A 15,277-nucleotide genomic window follows, 5' to 3' on the forward strand; every position below is an offset into this window, starting at 1 on the left:
CAGTCCCGTCCAGACTCCAGCCATGACTCAGCGTGTGACTTTCGGCGTGCCGGTGGAGGCCCTGCAAGGCGTCCCCGGATCCGGTGACCGATTCGTCTATTCCTATCGATATGCGGCATTGAGCAACACCGGCAGCAACGGCCGGCCGGTCCTCACCCGCGCGCAGTGGGTGTACCTGGCCAAGGCGGCCGGCCTCACCGGCGAGGCCACCGCCGAATGGGCCGAATGGCACGGCGGCACAGGCAAGATCATCGAGTCCGCCCAGGCGGCCCGGTCGGCCGGACCGGAGGGCGAGGCGACCATGCGGATGCGGCTGGCCCACGGCGTGCCCGGCGTCGACCCGGCCGAGGCGGCCGTGCCGGTTTCGCTGCTCAAGCTGGCCAGCCTGCTGCGGCCGGGAGCCAATGTGGCGACCACGGCAGTCGGCAAGGGCGCGGCCGGCGGCACTGGCAGCACCGGTGGTGGCTCGCACACCCACATGCCTCCGACCGGCAGCTCCGACGGCGGGACGCCCACCGGCACGGTGCTCGACCGCTCGCCCGAGCAGGTGCTGCTGGACCTGGCCCGATCCGAGATCGGCCTGCTGTTTTTGGACCGCACCCGGCTGCGGCCGGCCGGATTCGTCGTCGGCGAGCACCTGCACACCATGGGCCTGGCCCCGGCCGAGGAGGTGGTGCTGGAGCAGCGCTCGTTCGTGCAGCGTGACACCCTGTCGGAGTCCAGCGGCGAGACCGAGGGCAGCACCGAGAGCGAGCAGTCGTCCACGACGACCATCGACCACGCCGAGGTGATCGCCGGCTCGCTGACCACCACCCGCACGGACGGCTTCACCGCCGGCGGCACGGTCGGCTTCGAGTACGGCATCAAGGCCCAGGTCAACGCCGGGGTGTCGGACACCACGACGCAAGCCGACAACGACACCCGCACCGACTCGGTGAAGGAGGTCGCCGCCCGCACCACGAAGAACGTGGCCAAGCTGCGCGACGTGCACAAGACCGTGTTCCGGGTGTCCGAGTCGGACCGCTTCGAGCGGGCGGCCCGCCGCACGATCCGCAACCCCAACCAGTTCACACCGATCGACCTGCACTTCTACAAGGTGCTCCAGCGGATCCGGTTCTCCCACGAGCGGTTCGGGGTGCGGCTGTGCTGGACGCCGTTCGTCCGGGACCCGGCGGGCGACTTCTACGCCGCCGAGACCGCGATGAAGGAGGAGATGCTCAAGGCGGCGCGGGACTCGATCCCGGCGGTGGCGCTGCCCGCGCAGCCGAACGTCGGGGAGGTGCCCGGTGCGCGCCTGGTCGGGCTGGACCCGCCGCTGACCGAGCTGACCCAGTGGGGCGGCTGGCCGGGCACCGACATGAGCGCCGACTACACCCTGCCTGTCAACGTGCCCCACGGGATGAAGTGGGACGGCGATGTGCCGGGCCTGCAGGGCAGTCTGCGCTCGACGCTCACCGGCGCGCCCCGCGGGCACGGTGTGCGCGTCGTCGGCGACCCGTGGGAGGTCATGAACTCGGCCGGCGACCGGACCGTCTTCCAGCTCATCCACTGCGGTGCGGGCTGGCGGCTGGCCGGCTCGTCGCAGATCTGGGTGTCCCTGTCGGCGCGGGTCATCCCGGACACCACGTCGCTGGGCCAGGAGCAGGCCGCCGCTACCGCCGCCTGGGAGGCGCAGTGCGCGACGCTGATCGCGGGGCGCGCGGCGAAGGTGGCCGCCGCCGAGGCGATCGCGCTGGCCGAGTTCGAGGCCTGGCGCATCGCGCACCGGGCGAGCCTGAACCCGGCGCAGGAGCTGATGCGCCGCTTCATCAACGCCATGTTCCCGGCCGACGCCCGCGACGAGATCGCCGAGCTGGACGTCTGGGAGCAGGTCTTCGACTGGGAACTGGCCGCCGCCCGCACCTACTCCGGCACCTGGAGCGGCGACGGCAGCCTGCGCGACCCGGCCCGGCCGGCCGGAGACTTCGTCAACGCCTCCTGGGCGCGGCTGTTCCTGCCGGTGCGCACCGGTTTCGAGGACATCGCGCTGCGCTGGATCTTCCTGCGCTCGCAGCAGGGCACCGGCCCGGCCGGCATCGAGGAGCTGGTCCGCAAGGTGCTCAAGGAGCTGACCGACTGGCGGGTGACCCATCTGGGTGGACCGTCCGAGGTGGTGCTGACACCGGGCAACCCGTGTCCGGAGGTGGTTCAGAAGCACGTCTGCCTCGGCACCTGGGCGGAGGATCTGCCGACCGACGGGGTGCACACCGAGGTGACGCTGGCCGGCACCACCGCGGCCGACCCGTTCACCGAGAGTGTGGCCCAGGGCGAGGCGGACCGTACGGCCGCCGCGTCGGCCGTGCTGCTCGCTCAGGGCAAGGTCGGCGAGGCCGTGGCGGCCAGTGGACTGGCGTCGGTGGATGTGGCGGTGCACCTCACCGAGCCGCGGCCGTGACCGGCCTTTCCGGACAGCTCAGCGCCGTCGAGCAGACGGCGCTGAGCTCGGGCCTGATCCAGGCGGTGACCGCGCAGGCACCCGGGTCGGCCGGGGCCGACGTGGCGGCGTACCTGCGGATGGTCAGCGCCCCCGGGTATCCGATGCCGGCCACGGTCGGTTTCGTGGACGGCTTCGCCGACGGGTTCCTGGAAGGCGCCGCCGCCTGGAAGCACGACCTGCAGGCGCTGTTCAAGCTGGTCGGGGTCGGGGTCACGGTGAGCCTGGCCGAGTTCTTCTACCGGCCGGTCGTGGAGGAGGCCCCGCAGGGACTGTCCCCGCAGGTCATGGCGGAGCTGGAGACGCTGCGCGCGATGCAGCGCATGGGCGCGGTGTTCCGCTGGCTGGACGAGGTGGGGCCGGTCGATGCGGCGAAGGCACTGCGCGACATCATCCCCGACGCCGAGGACATCGCCACCATGATCGGCCGGGCCGGCTTCGAATGGTGGTCCGAACAGGTGGGCACCACGCCGGACGCCACGGCGTCCGGCCGGCACCTGGGCCGCCTGGTCGGCCGCATCGCGCTGGAGCTGGTCCGGGCGTTCTGCGAACCGGACAGCTTCTCCGTGGGCGAGGCGCTGGAAGTGTCCTACGACGAGGCGGAGGCGACGCCGTGAGCAAGGTGGTGGCCCTGGTCCGGCTCGGGCACGGGACGAAGTTCGCCCGCCGCGTGAAACGGCTCAGCCTGCAGATCTTCGGCAAGGAGGTGGTCCGGTACGAGATCCGGGCCGCGCCGAGGGCGATCGCCGCCGCGGGCAGGCGCGACCTGGAGCGGCTGGTCAAACTGATCACCGGGGCGGTGGTGTCCGCGGCCCTGAAGCTCTACGACCGCTTCTACTCCGAATACTCGAAGACCATCCTCAAAAATATGGATCGGGTCACCTTCGCCGACATCGTGGCCCAGGCGATGAACCGCGGTGAGATGAGCACGCAGTCGCTGCGCGGCCTGATCGTCGAGCGGCTGGCCCGGTTCCGGCCGGAACTGACCGACATGATGGCGGCCCTGGACCGGGTGCGACTGCGGGCCTCGGAGAAGCTGGTCAAGAAGTGGGGCGACGTGCAACTGGTCGGCGGGGTCGTCGACGGTCGGGGCAAGCAGCTCGGCGACCTGCTGGCTGTTTCGGTGCACCCGGACGGCCGCGTCTGGGTGCTGGCCGTGTTCGAATCCAAGTCGATCTCCAACGTGGACGACCTGACCCGGCTGAAGGACCTGCCGGTGGGCCAGCACCTTTGGGACTACGTGCGGGCCAAGGCGCATGGGGTGACCATCGAGGGCCGGCATTTCAAGCCGGAGAAGGTGGTGCTGGAACCGGTGCCGATCTCGGCCCGCACCGGCACGACGGCGGTGGTCGGGCCGAAGACCGCGGACCAGCGGCTGGCGGAGCTGAACGGCTACTACACCCAGTTCATCGGGTTCGTGCCCAAGGAGATGTCGAACAACCAGGCGCGGCGCATCTCCGCCCAGGGCATCCAGCTCGAGCTGTGGCGCTGGCCGTTCGACCTGAAGGAGTACGACCAGTTCCAGGAGGCGCTGATCAAAGCGCTGGACGCGAAGCTGAAATAGGCGGCGCGCTCCGTGACGCCTGCCCGGCCGGGTGCGGTCAGGGCAGGCGCACGGACTGCGCGTGGCGGAACGTGTCCCGCGGATCCCAGCGGGCTTTGACCTGCTGCAACGGCAGGTAGTTCGCGCCGAAGTACAGCTCGGTCCAGGGCGTGCCGGAGCTGTTCCAGTCCTGGTCGGACAGGTCCACGTCGGGGTAGTTCACGTAGCAGCCGTCCAGCTGCTCGCCGGGCACCGGCACGCCACCTCGGTCGGCGAACACGTCGCGGTACGACCGCCTGATCCAGGACAGGTGCCGCTCGTCGTCGGACCGGTCGGCCCAGTACACCTGCCACTGCGCCTTGAGCACGCTGTCGCGGTGCGGATACGCCGTCGCCCCAGGTGCGACGTCGTTGATCGCACCGCCGAACGAGTCGAGCTGCAGCTGCGCGTCCGGGTGCGCATACTCCAGCGACGCCCAGATCGCCGCGCGCTGCGCCGGGGTGAACCCGCGCCGCAGGAACGCCGACTTGTACTTGGCCCGCAGGCCCAGGTCGCTGCCCGCGGCGAGCTGGTTGGCCCACTGCCAGCGCAGCCGTCGCGGCGCGGCCGCCTCAGGCAGCGGGGCCATCTTGCCGCTGTCGCGGGTCGTCGGCCCGGCGGGCGTCACCCCCGCGCCGACCTCGGCGACGAAGGCGTGGAGCAGCTGCTCGGCATCGGGGACGGTCGCGTCCATCGTGGTGCGCAGGCTGACGCCGGCCGCGGCGCGGGTCGGCACCAGCAGCGCGGCGGCCAGGCCCGCGTACGGGTCGTCGGAGGCGGCGTGCCGCTCGTGCCAGCTGCCGAAGTTGTCCAGCAGCCGGTCGAAGCCGTCGCGGTCGAGGCTCGCCCAGGGCCAGGTCACCGCGTGCAGCCAGACCTCGGCCGGAGGCGCGGGCAGCGCGCCGGCCGGGGTCGTGCCGCCCGACGCCGAGCGCAGCCAGAAGCGGGTGACCACGCCGAAGGTGCCGCCACCGCCGCCGGTGTGCGCCCACCACAGGTCGTGGTGCGGGTCGGCCGGATCACGGCTTGCGACGACCGCGCGGACCTCGCCGTCCGCGCCGACCACGACCACCTCGACCGCGTGCAGGTGGTCGACGGTGAGGCCGTGCCGCCGCGACAGCACGCCGTATCCGCCGCCGGTGAAGTGCCCGCCCACGCCGACGCTGTGGCAGGACCCGCCCGGGACCGTGACGCCCCAGTTCTTGAACAGTGCCCGGTAGACGCCGCCCAGGGTGGCCCCGGCTCCGATCGCGAACGCCCCGCGCGCCTCGTCCCACTCGACCGAGGCCAGCCCGGACATGTCGAGCAGCACGGACACCTCGGGGTCGGCGACGAAACCCTCGTAGCAGTGGCCGCCGCCGCGCACCGCGATGCGGCGTCCGGTGTGCACCGCCCGCGCCACAGCCGCGACTACCTGGCCGGTGTCGTGCACCAGGTGCACCTCGTCCGGCTTGCCGGTGAAGCGGCGGTTGAGCGCCCGCACCGGGTCGGCGTACGCGGGGTCGGCAGGTCCCAGGATCAGCGCTTCCGCCATGTCGAGCACACTACTAGAAACAAACCTAAATGTAGACCGCCTGCGGCTGGGTGCCCGGATGCGGACGGTCACCTCGTCAGGGCACCGTCAGGAATCCGGCTCCTGCCGTACGAAGTGCGTCAACGCGGGCAGGAAGGTCAGGTCCGGGGCGCGATCGTGGGTGCGCACACGCACCCGATCGACGGTTGGTGGACTCGATGGACGCGCTCGGCGCGCTCGCCCTGGGACTGGTACTACTCGCGATGCTCGCCGCACGGGCGCGCTCCTGCCGGCCGACGGGGGAGGCCGTCACGTTCGACGGGGCCGCGCTGCGCATCCTCGCGGGCGCGGCGGCCGACGGCCGGCTCCGACTCATCGCCACCACGCCCGCACGTCGCGATCCCGCACCCGCGCCCGCCCGCCCGGCGTCACCGGAGCCGGCGGCCGCGATCTTCATCGAGGTGCTCGTCGACCCGGAACGGCGCGGCCCCATCGAGGTCCGCGGCGATCATCACCGCGGGTACTCGATCATGACGGTCCGCGGCCGCGCGGCGGGACCGGCGATCGCAGCCGCGCTGCTGAAGATCCGCGACATCACCGGGATCGTTCCGCGCGTCGACTTCGCCTGGCCGGAGCGCGGTCAGACCGGGCAGTTGCTGCGCTTCCTGCTGCTGGGCACCGGCCACGTCGCGGCGGTGACGCTGGAGGTCCTGCGCCGGGCCGAACCAGACCGGGACCGCCGCCCCCGCATCCACGTCGGACCATGACCCGCTGCCGGGTGCCGCAGGCGGGTGTCAACGCGACATCCTCGGCCGGGCTCTGCGCCCCGGCGCGGCCCCCGCCGATCGCGCCGCCGCGTGCGCGCTCGTGATCGTCCAGGCGGTGCTGCTGCTGGCCTGCGTAGTGGGCGTGCTCGCCACCCTGTGGTGAGTTGTGCCTGCGGTGTATGTGCCCGGGCGGCGCTGCTCACCGCGCTCATCGGCTTCCTGCTGTTCGACGGGTTCCTGGTGAATCAGTACGGCGCGCTCACCTGGAACGGTGCTGCGACGCTGTGGAACCTCGCCGTGTTCGGCCTCGGGCTGGGGCTGGGGCAGCGCTGGATACGGCACACGCTGGCGAGGGCCTCGGTCGAGGCGGCGCTCACAGCCGCGTCAAAGCCGCGTCAAGAACGTCCCGGCGTCCGTAGCGATGACGTCAAGAGCGCTCAGGTGAGCCGTTTTCGGGAGTTTGATTGCGTCCGTTCCGATCACCGGCCGGTGCCGGGCGGAGCAGAATACGGGCAAATGCCGCAAACAACACTCGATAGGAGGCGCACGGTGGCTGACCTGGCTTACGTGCTGCTCACGGTGGGTCTGTTCGCAGTGCTCGCTCTCGTCGTACGAGGAGCGGAGCGACTGTGACTGCCAACCTGGTCGGCCTGGTGATCGCCTGCGCGCTGGCGGTCTTCCTGGTCTTCGCCCTGCTGTTCCCCGAGAAGTTCTGAGATTCGGAGAGTTGTCCTCAGATGAGTACGACAGCCGCGGGAGTGGTCTTCATCCTCTCGCTCATCGTGGCGCTGGCGGTCGCGTACCGCTACCTCGGTGACTACATGTTCCGGGTGGTCGCCGCGGAGCGCCACGGCCGCGTCGAGCGCGGCATCTACAAGGTGCTCGGCGTCGATCCGAACGCCGAGCAGTCCTGGGGCGTGTACGCCCGCAGCGTGCTCGCGTTCTCGCTGATCTCGATCCTGTTCCTGTACGCCTTCCTGCGCCTGCAGGACCTGATCTTCAAGGTCCCGGACTTCGCGACCTCGATCGACGACCGGGTCTTCCCGCACCTGGCCTGGAACACGGCCGTCAGCTTCGTGACCAACACGAACTGGCAGGCCTACTCGGGCGAGTCGACGATGACGCACTTCGTGCAGATGGCCGGTCTGGCGGTGCAGAACTTCGTCTCCGCGGCGGTGGGCATCGCGGTGGCGGTGGTCCTGGTGCGCGGGTTCGCCCGGCGCAAGTCCGAGCAGTTGGGCAACTTCTGGGTCGACCTGACCCGGATCACGCTGCGCATCCTGCTGCCGATCGCGGTGGTCGGGGCGGTTCTGCTGATCGTCGGTGGGGTGGTGCAGAACCTGACCGACGGCACGATGCTGTCGACCTTGACCGGTGCGCAGCAGCACATCACCGGCGGGCCGGTGGCCAGCCAGGAGGCGATCAAGGAGCTGGGTACCAACGGCGGCGGCTTCTACAACGTCAACTCCGCGCACCCGTTCGAGAACCCCACGACCTGGACCAACTGGCTGCAGATCTTCCTGATCTTCTGCATCCCGTTCGCCATGCCGCGGGTCTTCGGCCGGATGGTCGGGGACAACCGGCAGGGCTACGCGATCCTGGCCGTGATGGGCATCATCGCCGTCGCCAGCATCGCGCTGACCAACGTGTTCGAGCTCGGCCACGCCGGCACGGTGCCGCAGGCGGTCGGGGCGGCCCTGGAAGGCAAGGACATCCGCTTCGGGGTGTCCGACTCGGCGACCTTCGCCGCGGCGACGACGCTCACCTCGACGGGCGCCGTGAACTCGTTCCACGACTCCTACACCGCGCTCGGCGGCATGATGCCGATGATCAACATGATGCTCGGCGAGGTCGCGCCCGGCGGTGTCGGCGCGGGCCTCTACGGCATGCTGATCATCGCGGTGATCACGGTGTTCGTGGCGGGTCTGATGGTGGGCCGCACCCCCGAGTACGTCGGCAAGAAGATCGGCGCCCGCGAGATCAAGTTCGCTTCGCTGTACTTCCTGACGACCCCGGTGCTGGTGCTGGTCGGTGTCGCGGCGGCGATGGCGACGGGCAATTGGCAGACCCAGCTCAACGTGGGCCCGCACGGCTTCTCCGAGGTGGTGTACGCGTTCACGTCGGCGGCCAACAACAACGGCTCGGCCTTCGCGGGCATCACGGTCAACACGCCGTGGTGGGACACCGCACTGGGGCTGGCGATGCTGCTAGGCCGGTTCCTGCCGATCATCTTCGTGCTGGGTCTGGCGGGTTCGCTGGCGCGGCAGAAGCCGGTGCCGGCGTCGGAGGGCACGCTGCCCACGCACAAACCGCTGTTCATCGGCATGGTCGTCGGCGTCGTCGTGATCCTGATCGCCCTCACGTTCCTGCCCGCGCTCGCGCTCGGCCCGCTGGCCGAGGGCCTGTGAACCCGGCCGCAGAAACAGACAAGGACTAGAAATGACTGTCACATCAGTGGCATCCCCCAAGCCGCGGCAGGAGCCGCGCAAGGTGGGCGGCGGGCTGCTCGACCCGAAACAACTCTGGAAGGCGCTGCCCGACGCCGCGCGCAAGCTCAACCCGGCGACGCTGTGGCGCAACCCGGTCATGCTGATCGTCGAGGTCGGCGCCGTGTTCACCACGCTGCTCGCCATCACGCAGCCGTCCTGGTTCGCCTGGGCGATCACGATCTGGCTGTGGCTGACCGTGATCTTCGCCAACCTCGCCGAAGCCGTCGCCGAAGGGCGCGGCAAGGCGCAGGCGGCGACGCTGCGCAGTGCCAAGAAGGACACCCTGGCCCGCCGACTGGTCGGCTGGTCCGAGGGTGCCAAGGCGACGCAGTTCCGCGAGGAGTCCGTCGCGGCGGCCGAGCTGGCGCAGGGCGACATCGTCGTCGTCGAGGCGGGCCAGATCATCCCCGGCGACGGCGACGTGATCGAGGGCATCGCCAGCGTCGACGAGTCGGCGATCACCGGCGAGTCGGCCCCGGTCATCCGGGAGTCCGGCGGCGACCGCAGCGCGGTCACCGGCGGTACCAAGGTGCTGTCCGACCGGATCGTCGTGAAGATCACCCAGAAGCCGGGCGAGAGCTTCATCGACCGGATGATCGGCCTGGTCGAGGGCGCCAACCGGCAGAAGACGCCGAACGAGATCGCGCTCAACATCCTCCTCGCCGCGCTCACGATCATCTTCCTGCTGGCCGTGGTCACCCTGCAGCCGATGGCGATCTACGCCAAGAACTGGCAGGGCGCCGCCCTGGACACCGCGTCCTTCGGCCCGAACGGCATCAGCGGCATCGTGCTCGTCTCGCTGCTGGTCTGCCTCATCCCTACCACCATCGGGGCACTGCTGTCCGCGATCGGCATCGCCGGCATGGACCGCCTCGTGCAGCGCAACGTCCTCGCGATGAGCGGCCGCGCCGTCGAGGCGGCCGGCGACGTCAACACGCTGCTGCTGGACAAGACCGGCACGATCACGCTCGGCAACCGCCAGGCGTGGAAGTTCCTGCCCGCCGCAGGCGTCTCCGAGGAGGCCCTGGCCGACGCCGCGCAGCTGTCGAGCCTGGCCGACGAGACGCCCGAGGGCCGCTCGATCGTGGTGCTCGCCAAGGAGCAGTACGGCCTGCGCGCCCGCGAGGAGGGCGTCATGCCGCACGCCACCTTCATCCCGTTCACCGCGCAGACCCGCATGTCCGGGGTCGACCTGACCGAGGACGGGACCGCCGTCGCGAGGAGTGAGCATGCGAGCCCCGCAAGCGGCGGCAACGGTGGCACGGTCCGGCAGGTCCGCAAGGGCGCGTCCTCGGCGGTCATGAAGTGGGTGCGCGACAACGGCGGCCACCCGTCCGACGACGTCGGCCCGGCCGTGGACGCCATCTCCGGCCAGGGCGGCACGCCGCTGGTGGTCGCCGAGCACATCGACGGCCAGCCGGCCCGTGCGCTGGGCGTCATCCACCTCAAGGACGTCGTCAAGTCGGGTATGCGGGAGCGCTTCGACGAGATGCGCCGGATGGGCATCCGCACCGTCATGATCACGGGTGACAACCCGCTGACCGCCAAGGCGATCGCCGACGAGGCCGGGGTGGACGACTTCCTGGCCGAGGCGACGCCGGAGGACAAGCTCGCGCTGATCCGCAAGGAGCAGGAGGGCGGTCGGCTGGTCGCGATGACCGGTGACGGCACCAACGACGCCCCGGCGCTGGCGCAGGCCGACGTGGGCGTGGCCATGAACACCGGTACGTCGGCCGCGAAGGAGGCCGGCAACATGGTGGACCTGGACTCCGACCCCACCAAGCTGATCGAGATCGTGGAGATCGGCAAGCAGTTGCTGATCACCCGTGGCGCGCTGACGACGTTCTCCATCGCCAACGACATCGCGAAGTACTTCGCGATCATCCCCGCGATGTTCGCGGTGGTCTACCCGAGCTTGGACAAGCTCAACATCATGCGGCTGTCCAGCCCCGAGTCGGCGATCCTGTCGGCGGTCATCTTCAACGCGCTGATCATCATCGTGCTGATCCCCCTCGCACTGCGCGGCGTGCGCTACACGCCCAGCAGCGCGAGCAAGCTGCTGACCCGCAATCTGTGGATCTACGGCCTCGGCGGCATCGTCGCACCCTTCATCGGAATCAAGATCATTGACATGATCATCTCGCTCTTCCCAGGGATCTCGTGATGCGCATTCCCAGTTGGATCTCCCAGCACCTGGCGGCCGTCCGCGCCGTGGTCCTCTTCACGGTGCTGACCGGACTGCTCTACCCGCTGCTCATCCTCGGCGTCGCCCAGATTCCCGGGCTGCGTGACAAGGCCGACGGCTCGCTCGTCAAGGCGAACGGGCAGACCGTGGGCAGCTCGCTCATCGGCCAGTCGTTCACCGACGCCGACGGCAACCCGGTGCCGAAGTACTTCCAGAGCCGCCCGTCGGCCTCCGGATACGACCCCGACGCCACCGCCGCCTCCAACCTCGGCCCGGAGAGCATGGAGGACACCCTCGGTGACCCCGCGCTCGACCCGAACTCCGAAGAGGGCAACGGCAGCAAGAACTCCTTGCTGACCGACGTCTGCTCGCGCAGCAAGGCCGTGGGCGAGCTGGAGGGTGTGGACGGCAGCCGGCCGTACTGCACCGCCGACGGTCTCGGCGCCGTGCTGCGGGTGTTCTACAGCGACGGCGTGACCGGCAAGGTCACCCGGGCGGTCAGCGTCAACCAGGCCTGCCCCGCGACGCCGTTCATCGCCGGCTACCAGGGCGTGCCGGTCGAGTGCGGCAAGTTCGGTGAGGACTACAGCAAGGGCGTGCTCGTCCCCGTGCGGGGCAGCGCTCCCGAGCAGTCGGCCGTGCCCGCCGACGCGGTCACCGCCAGCGGCAGCTCGCTCGACCCGCACATCAGCGTCGAGTACGCCGAGCTGCAGGCCAAGCGCGTCGCGGCCGCACGCGGGGTGAGCGTCGACAAGGTCACCGCCCTGATCGGAGAGCACACCGACGGCAGAGCCCTCGGGTTCATGGGCGAACCCGCCGTCGACGTCCTGGCACTGAACCTGGCCCTGGACCGCATGTAGTGCAAGGAAGGGCACCTTCACAACGCCATGCGTAGAGGAAGGTGCCCTTCCCAACCCCTTGGACCCGTCGAAGACAGGAAGCCATGTCCCGAGGCCAGTTGAGGATCTATCTCGGCGCCGCCCCCGGCGTCGGCAAGACGTACGCCATGCTGGAGGAGGCGCACCGTCGCCGCGAGCGCGGCACCGACGTGGTGGTCGGCTTCGTGGAGACCCACGGCCGCAAGCACACCCTCGACATGATCGGCGACCTCGAACTGGTGCCGCGGCGCACCGTCGAGTACCGCGACGCCACGTTCACCGAGATGGACGTCGACGCCATCCTCGCCCGCCGGCCCGAGGTCGCGCTGGTGGACGAGCTGCCGCACACCAACGTGCCGGGCTGCCGCAACGCCAAACGCTGGCAAGACATCCAGGAGCTGCTCGACGCCGGCATCCACGTCCTGTCGACCCTGAACATCCAGCACCTGGAGTCGCTCAACGACGTGGTGCAGACGATCACCGGCGTGCCGCAGCGGGAGACCGTGCCCGACGAGGTCGTCCGCCGCGCGGAGCAGGTCGAGCTGGTCGACATGACGCCGGAGGCGCTGCGCCGCCGGATGGCGCACGGCAACGTCTACCGGCCGGAGAAGATCGACGCGGCGCTGGGCAACTACTTCCGGGTGGGCAACCTTACGGCCCTGCGCGAGCTGGCCCTGCTGTGGCTGGCCGACAAGGTCGACGAGCAGCTCGACCGCTACCGCAACCAGCACCGGATCGAAGCGACGTGGGAGGCCCGGGAGCGCGTCGTCGTCGCGCTGACCGGCGGGCCCGAGGGCGAGACCCTGATCCGCCGCGCGGCCCGCATCGCCGACCGCGCCCGCGGCGCCGACCTGCTGGCCGTGCACGTGGCCCGCAACGACGGCCTCGCCGGGGCCGACCCGGCGCTGCTGGCCAGGCAGCGCATTCTCGTCGAGAGCATGGGCGGCACCTACCACCAGGTCATCGGCACCGACGTGCCCAAGGCGCTGCTGGACTTCGCCCGCGGCGTCAACGCCACCCAGCTGGTGCTCGGCGCCAGCAGGCGAGGACGCTTCGCGCAGATCCTCTCCCAGGGCGTCGGTGTGTCCACCATCGTGGAGTCCGGCACGATCGACGTGCACCTGGTCACCCACGGCGAGGCCGGGCGGGGCCGGTTCGGCGGACCGGCCGGCACTGCGCTGTCGGCACACCGCCGCCTGGCCGGCTATGCCCTGGCCGCGCTGGGCCTGCCCCTGCTGACCCTGCTGCTCCACCAGTTCGGCGATCTCGACCTGGGCACCGACATCCTGCTGTTCCTCGCCGCCGTGGTGGGCGTCGCGCTGATCGGCGGCAAGTGGCCCGCCGTCGTCGCCGCGCTGGGCGGCTCCGGGCTGCTGAACTACTTCTTCGTCCCGCCGGTAGGGCGGTGGACCATCACCGACCGGGAGAACCTGCTGGCCCTGACGGTGTTCGTCGTCGTGGCGATCGCGGTCAGCGCGACCGTCGACGCCGCCGCCCGGCGCACCCGGGAGGCGGCGCTGGCCGGCGCGGAGGCGCAGACCCTGGCCACCGTGGCGGGTTCCGTGCTGCGCGGTGACCGGCCGCTGACCGCGCTGCTGGAGCGGCTGCAGGAGACCTTCGGGCTGGAGTCGGTGACCCTGCTCGAAGCACGCGAGGGCACCGGGCACGGCCCGGAGCGCCGCCATGAGGTGGGCTCGTGGCGAGTGGTCGCCACGATCGGCGGGCAGCCGTGCTTCGCACCCAACGAGGCCGACACCGACGTGCCCGTCAGCGACGACCTCACCCTGGTGCTGCGGGGGCAGCCGCTGGCCGCGGCCGACCGGCGCATCCTGGAGGCGTTCGCCTCGCAGGCCGCGCTGGCGCTGCGCCACGAGCGCCTCGCCGAGCAGGCGGCCGCCGCGCTGCCGCTGGCCGCGGCCGACCGGATGCGGACCGCGCTGCTCGCGGCGGTCAGCCACGACCTGCGTACGCCGCTGGCGTCGGCGAAGGCCGCGGTGGACAGCCTGGTCAGCGATGAGATCGACTTCGACGAGGCCGACCGGGTGGAGCTGCTGGCCACCGCCGCCGAGTCGCTGGACCGGCTGCATCGGCTCGTGGAGAACCTGCTCGACATGAGCCGCCTGCAGGCCGGCGTGCTCGGCGTCGCGCCGCGGCCGATGGGGTTCGAGGAGGTCGTGCCGCACGCGCTGGACGAGCTCGGCGACAGCGGCCGTACGGTCCGCATGCGCATCCCCGCCGACCTGCCCGCGGTCAGTGCCGACCCGGGGCTGCTGGAGCGGGTCCTGGTCAACGTGATCGGCAACGCGCTGCGCTACAGCCCGCCCGCCCGGCCGCCCCTGGTGAAGGCCAGCGCGCACGCCGGACGCGTGGAGCTGCGCATCGTCGACCACGGACCGGGCATTCCCGAGGCGGAGTGGGACCGGGTCTTCCTGCCGTTCCAGCGGTCCGGCGACCGCAGCAACGACACCGGTGTCGGGTTGGGACTGGCGCTGGCCAGGGGCCTGAGCGAGGCCATGGACGGTACGCTCGTCCCGGAGGTCACCCCCGGCGGCGGCCTGACCATGGTGCTGTCGCTGCCCGTGGCCCCGGCCCGTGCGGCGGTGCCGGAGGTCATGGCGGGGGAGGGGGCCGGAGCGGCATGACGAAGATCCTGATCGTGGACGACGAGCCGCAGATCCTGCGTGCCCTGCGGATCAACCTGCGCGCCCGCGGCTATGACGTGGAGCTGGCCCCGGACGGCGCGACCGCGCTGCGCGCCGCGGGGTCCTACCACCCCGACGTGGTGGTGCTCGACCTCGGCCTGCCCGACATGGACGGCGTCGAGGTGATCCGCGGCCTGCGCGGCTGGTCGGCGGCGCCGATCATCGTGTTGTCCGGGCGCACCGGCAGCGAGGACAAGGTGGAGGCGCTCGACGCCGGGGCCGACGACTACGTCACCAAGCCGTTCGGTGTCGACGAGCTGCTGGCGCGCATCCGCGCGGTGACCCGCCGGCACCCCGCGTCGCCGGACGCGCAGAGCGTGGTGCGCATCGGCCGGCACACCGTCGACGTCGGCAACCATCAGGTCCGCCCGACGACCGGTGGCGGTGACGTGCGGCTGACCCCGACGGAGTGGCACCTGCTCAGCGCCCTGGTGCGCAATCCGGGCAAGCTGGTCAGTCAGCGGCAGCTGCTGCAGGAGGTGTGGGGACCGCAGTACGCCACCGAGACGAACTACCTGCGCCAGTACATGGCCCAGCTGCGGCGCAAGCTCGAGGACGACGCCGCGCACCCGCGCCAGCTGCTCACCGAACCCGGTATGGGCTACCGGTTCGTGCCGTACGACGAACCGGCGGTCTGAGCGCGGCTTGGCGGTCACCGCCGACATACCGCCGCCGATGCGGGATGATC

The 15,277-nt window shown here is 71.0% G+C and carries 12 protein-coding genes; 11 read left to right on the forward strand and 1 reads right to left on the reverse strand.

Annotation, left to right across the window (positions count from 1 at the left end; translation table 11 throughout):
• Positions 1 to 22: 22 nt before the first annotated feature.
• Genes F9C41_RS23865 through F9C41_RS23875 form a run of 3 tightly spaced genes read left to right on the forward strand, consistent with a single transcriptional unit; the run spans position 23 to position 4,037 of the window.
• A complete protein-coding gene (locus tag F9C41_RS23865) occupies positions 23 to 2,434 on the forward strand; it encodes a hypothetical protein (protein ID WP_155389071.1) in 2,412 nt (803 codons plus the stop codon).
• On the forward strand, positions 2,431 to 3,090 hold the full coding sequence (locus tag F9C41_RS23870; protein ID WP_155389072.1) for a hypothetical protein: 660 nt from the start codon (positions 2,431 to 2,433) through the stop codon (positions 3,088 to 3,090). The genes F9C41_RS23865 and F9C41_RS23870 overlap by 4 nt, the downstream gene beginning before the upstream one ends.
• On the forward strand, positions 3,087 to 4,037 hold the full coding sequence (locus tag F9C41_RS23875) for a hypothetical protein (protein ID WP_155389073.1): 951 nt from the start codon (positions 3,087 to 3,089) through the stop codon (positions 4,035 to 4,037). Before F9C41_RS23870 ends, F9C41_RS23875 begins: the two co-directional genes overlap by 4 nt.
• A gap of 37 nt (positions 4,038 to 4,074) precedes the next feature.
• On the opposite strand, the gene F9C41_RS23880 is transcribed toward F9C41_RS23875, so the two are convergent.
• A complete protein-coding gene (locus F9C41_RS23880) occupies positions 4,075 to 5,589 on the reverse strand; it encodes an FAD-binding oxidoreductase (RefSeq protein ID WP_155389074.1) in 1,515 nt (504 codons plus the stop codon).
• A gap of 197 nt (positions 5,590 to 5,786) precedes the next feature.
• On the opposite strand from F9C41_RS23880, the gene F9C41_RS23885 reads away from it, so the two are divergent.
• The 8 genes from F9C41_RS23885 (at position 5,787) to F9C41_RS23920 (ending at position 15,227) form a co-directional block, all read left to right on the forward strand.
• A complete protein-coding gene (locus tag F9C41_RS23885) occupies positions 5,787 to 6,335 on the forward strand; it encodes a hypothetical protein (protein ID WP_155389075.1) in 549 nt (182 codons plus the stop codon).
• A gap of 159 nt (positions 6,336 to 6,494) precedes the next feature.
• Positions 6,495 to 6,968 carry a hypothetical protein gene (locus F9C41_RS23890; protein ID WP_155389076.1) on the forward strand — a complete coding sequence of 158 codons (474 nt, stop codon included), beginning with the start codon at positions 6,495 to 6,497 and terminating at the stop codon, positions 6,966 to 6,968.
• Positions 6,965 to 7,051 (forward strand): K(+)-transporting ATPase subunit F, encoded by an 87-nt coding sequence (gene kdpF, locus F9C41_RS42210; RefSeq protein WP_120315222.1) that lies wholly within the window; start codon positions 6,965 to 6,967, stop codon positions 7,049 to 7,051. Before F9C41_RS23890 ends, kdpF begins: the two co-directional genes overlap by 4 nt.
• 21 nt (positions 7,052 to 7,072) lie before the next feature.
• Positions 7,073 to 8,743, forward strand: a complete 1,671-nt coding sequence (gene kdpA / locus F9C41_RS23900; protein WP_155389077.1) for a potassium-transporting ATPase subunit KdpA — start codon at positions 7,073 to 7,075, stop codon at positions 8,741 to 8,743.
• A gap of 31 nt (positions 8,744 to 8,774) precedes the next feature.
• On the forward strand, positions 8,775 to 10,988 hold the full coding sequence (gene kdpB, locus F9C41_RS23905) for a potassium-transporting ATPase subunit KdpB (RefSeq protein ID WP_155389078.1): 2,214 nt from the start codon (positions 8,775 to 8,777) through the stop codon (positions 10,986 to 10,988).
• Positions 10,988 to 11,869: a potassium-transporting ATPase subunit C gene (locus F9C41_RS23910; RefSeq protein ID WP_155389079.1), complete on the forward strand. Its 882-nt coding sequence runs from the start codon at positions 10,988 to 10,990 to the stop codon at positions 11,867 to 11,869. The genes kdpB and F9C41_RS23910 overlap by 1 nt, the downstream gene beginning before the upstream one ends.
• 83 nt (positions 11,870 to 11,952) lie before the next feature.
• The gene (locus F9C41_RS23915) at positions 11,953 to 14,529 is read left to right on the forward strand and encodes a sensor histidine kinase (protein ID WP_155389080.1); all 2,577 of its coding nucleotides are present in this window, start codon (positions 11,953 to 11,955) and stop codon (positions 14,527 to 14,529) included.
• Entirely contained in the window at positions 14,526 to 15,227 is a 702-nt protein-coding gene (locus tag F9C41_RS23920) for a response regulator (protein ID WP_155389081.1), read from the forward strand. Before F9C41_RS23915 ends, F9C41_RS23920 begins: the two co-directional genes overlap by 4 nt.
• The last annotated feature ends 50 nt before the right edge of the window (positions 15,228 to 15,277 follow it).

Source organism: Catellatospora paridis, from assembly GCF_009720365.1.
Classification (GTDB): Bacteria; Actinomycetota; Actinomycetes; order Mycobacteriales; family Micromonosporaceae; genus Catellatospora; species Catellatospora paridis.

Bases quoted from the DNA above. Each gene is read 5' to 3' on its own strand.
- F9C41_RS23920 (WP_155389081.1), top strand. From the start codon at position 14,526: ATGACGAAGATCCTGATCGTGGACGACGAGCCGCAGATCCTGCGTGCC.
- F9C41_RS23865 (WP_155389071.1), top strand. From the start codon at position 23: ATGACTCAGCGTGTGACTTTCGGCGTGCCGGTGGAGGCCCTGCAAGGC.
- F9C41_RS23910 (WP_155389079.1), top strand. From the start codon at position 10,988: ATGCGCATTCCCAGTTGGATCTCCCAGCACCTGGCGGCCGTCCGCGCC.
- kdpA (WP_155389077.1), top strand. From the start codon at position 7,073: ATGAGTACGACAGCCGCGGGAGTGGTCTTCATCCTCTCGCTCATCGTG.
- F9C41_RS23885 (WP_155389075.1), top strand. From the start codon at position 5,787: ATGGACGCGCTCGGCGCGCTCGCCCTGGGACTGGTACTACTCGCGATG.
- F9C41_RS23915 (WP_155389080.1), top strand. From the start codon at position 11,953: ATGTCCCGAGGCCAGTTGAGGATCTATCTCGGCGCCGCCCCCGGCGTC.
- kdpB (WP_155389078.1), top strand. From the start codon at position 8,775: ATGACTGTCACATCAGTGGCATCCCCCAAGCCGCGGCAGGAGCCGCGC.
- F9C41_RS23880 (WP_155389074.1), bottom strand. From the start codon at position 5,589: ATGGCGGAAGCGCTGATCCTGGGACCTGCCGACCCCGCGTACGCCGAC.